General features: G+C 58.7%; 2 protein-coding genes and 1 pseudogene. All 3 read right to left on the bottom strand.

Translation table 11 applies throughout. From position 1 onward, the window contains the following. A partial coding sequence (locus tag NW838_RS12895) for a polysaccharide deacetylase family protein (RefSeq protein ID WP_414428164.1) occupies positions 1–1,566 on the bottom strand: 1,566 nt, incomplete at its 3' end. 391 nt (positions 1,567–1,957) lie between these two features. Continuing rightward, positions 1,958–2,449: a phycobilisome linker polypeptide gene (locus NW838_RS12890; RefSeq protein WP_414428163.1), complete on the bottom strand. Its 492-nt coding sequence runs from the start codon at positions 2,447–2,449 to the stop codon at positions 1,958–1,960. Between the two features lie 118 nt (positions 2,450–2,567). Next, positions 2,568–2,805 (bottom strand): annotated as a pseudogene (locus tag NW838_RS12885) (Ppx/GppA family phosphatase); the annotation flags it as partial.

Raw genomic sequence — 2,805 nt, 5'->3', positions numbered from 1 at the left:
CAGCAGACTGGCCAGGATGGCGGCGTTGACGTGGGTTTTGGTAACTCCGATCACCACCCGCTCCTGGTCATCTACCCCAAAGAAAGCTCTGGGGCGAAACTCAGCAGCGCTGGCAAGGCGGAACGAGTTGATCTCCGCCGGAGAGAGGGCATGGCCATCCTTAACCAGCCATAGACCGGCCACAAACAGATCTGTGACATCCGGCATCAACTGGCGGATGTTCTCCAAGTGGGTCATGGTGTCGGGATCAAAGGGCACAAAGCGGAGGCGATCCCTGCCCAGCAGCACCAGCGGCCGGCCGCGGATTGCCTGGTCATCTTCGGGGCGACCGGGGATGAAGGTCTTGTGGTTGGCAGCCATCACCGGCCCCACCATGACATTGCTGGCAGAGTTGATCCAAGGGATGGAGAAAAAGCTGCCATTGATGCCGGCATCGGCCTGGTAGCGCTGGGCCAGGGTGCTGACCTCGTAGCGCCGCTCCGCATGCACCGTAGCCGCCCGCCCGCCGCGAAGGGTGAGAACACGCACCTGGTCGATCACTTCGTCGGTCAAGGCCAACGGTTGGGTCACATCCAGCCGGTAGTCGGGGCTGCGGTTGAGGGTGAAGGTGCGGGCGCCAATGATGGCCTCGGTGATGCGAAACTGGTTAAAGCGTCGCACCTCCAGCAAGTTGGGCGATTGTCCTGTAAAACCGGGATCCATCGTAAAAGACATCCGGTAACCGGCATCGGCCAGGTATTGCTTCACCCGCTCGTCCCGGTTGCCTTCGGGATAGGCAAAGTAGTGGATGGGGTGGCCCAGCTCCTGCTCCAGCTTGGTCTTGCAGTCGAACACTTCCCGCCGCAGACGGGCATCGTCTAGCACCCGCAGGTCAGGGGGATGGGTGACGGTGTGGGCGGCAAAGTCGATCAGCCCGCTGGCATCCATCTCCCGCATTTGATCCCAGGTGAAGTGATCCTTGCTGGTGGGCACGCCGACAAACCCGGTTTGCACAAAATAGGCGGCGGGGTAGTTGTACTCCTTGAGAAGGGGGTAGGCGTTTTCGTACAGGCCCAGGTAAGCGTCGTCAAAAGTGAGCAAAATGGCTTTCTCCGGCAAGGGATCCCCGTCCCGCAGGTGTTTGTACAGTTGGTCGATGTGGATGGGGGTCAACCCCGCCTGCTTAATGGCCTCAAAGTGTTGCCGCAGCTCCGCCGCCGTAGTGTCGAACCAGACCTGCTTGCGGCCAGCCACCACATCGTGATACATGATGGCGGGCACATAAGAAAGGCTGGCCAAGGGATCCAAAGCAAAGGGATCCCGCTCCAGTTGGGTCTCTAAGGAGATGGGCAAGCGCTGTTGAGCCGCTTTAGCGTGGGCGCGGGGGGCAGGGATCTCCGCTAGAGGTGGCGAGAGCCCCGGCAGGCGGCTGACCCAGTCGGGATGAGCAGTTGCCCAGGCCACCAGGGCCCCAGCCCCAAATCCCAGCAGGATCACCAGCAAGCTTAAGAAGGGGAGTAACCTCGGTCGAGACTTGGCCAGCGGACGTCGAGAGGAAGAGGAAAAGCTTTGTCGTGGAGTGGGCAAGGGGTACGGCTGGGATCCCTTTGTTGACCCAGAGCCTGAGTAGCCTTGGGGTATCGACCCTCCCAAGCGCGTTGGATGTCGTCGAGATGTCATGACCTCACTCCCCACTTTCAATCATGTCGATGGCGCTCAAGTAGTTCAGCCCTCACCGGAACGCCTTTTCTCAGCAGAAAGCCACCCCCAGCACAGAGGGGAAAGGCAGCCTTCTGGACAACGGCAAAACCAATGACAGCCTACCACCCCATTCTTAAGTTAGGGGTATGGGAGCAGCCGCTGCCTACCCAAAAACTGCAGGGATCCCTTATGCTCTCCAAGCAAGAGAGTTTTGGTTGGGAGAGTTTGAATCGGCGGCTTTGGCAAAAGAACCCAGCGTCTCTCAGAAAGCCACCGGCTACTCAAGGTTGCTTAACAGATTGGATTCAGCAATGCCGATGATTTTGCCTCCCATTTGGGTAATCCGCTTCACTTCTTGGGAAAGGCGGCTGAAGGGCACTTTGTACTCGACAACGCTTCTGCGCACGCCTCCTCCCACAAGGCCGGATACCTTGATGGTGAAGATTTTATCGCTATTCGGCAGCCCTCCTTCTGAGCTGCTGGCCTGAGCAACCTCTGGTTCTGGAGCCGATGCCACCTGAGGCGCCGTGGCGACGCTCTCCCGCTCCAGGAGTAGCCGCCAGCTGCGGGGATAGGCAGGCGCCAAACGATAGACCACCTTATAGGAGCCGGCTATGTGGTCATCCTCGGCCTCCACCTTCACCACAGTTCCCGCTGGAATGTCCAGCTTGGCCCCCTTAGACATGACTTTAATTCCCGGCCAATTGGTGGGCACATCCGTCAGCAGCTCGACCTCAAAGGCTTGATCCCCCAACAACAACTTGGCCATCTCAACAACTCCGTTTTGCTCAGCATTCAGTGGCGGGAGAGCCGCCCACAACCACAGCTTCATCGTCAAACATTCTACCGTTGCCAGGTGCCCACCAGAAACCTCCTGCGGGCAGGGGCTAAACTGCTGCCTCAAAAGGATTTGAGCTGCGCTCGATCTGAGTGGACAATTTGGGGATCACCTGCAGCTTGAACTGCTGTTCGAAGACTTTTTTCTTCTCGTTCAAGCTCCACAGCTCCAAGGCGCAGTCATCATTGGGATGCCTGGGATCCAAAATCAGCTCCATCTGCCGAGAGCCTTCTCCCAAGAGCTGAAAACGGCAGTGCAGCGCTTGGATGGCTTGCAGACGGCGGCGA

The sequence above is a fragment of the Synechococcus sp. R55.2 genome, from assembly GCF_047462075.1.
GTDB lineage: Bacteria > Cyanobacteriota > Cyanobacteriia > Thermostichales > Thermostichaceae > Thermostichus.
The sequence above is the reverse complement of the archived record's forward strand: the minus strand, read 5'-3'. Positions and strand labels throughout refer to the sequence as shown.

Excerpts from the sequence above, each read along its gene's own strand:
- NW838_RS12890 (WP_414428163.1), bottom strand. The coding sequence starts at position 2,449 with ATGGCCAAGTTGTTGTTGGGGGATCAAGCCTTTGAGGTCGAGCTGCTG.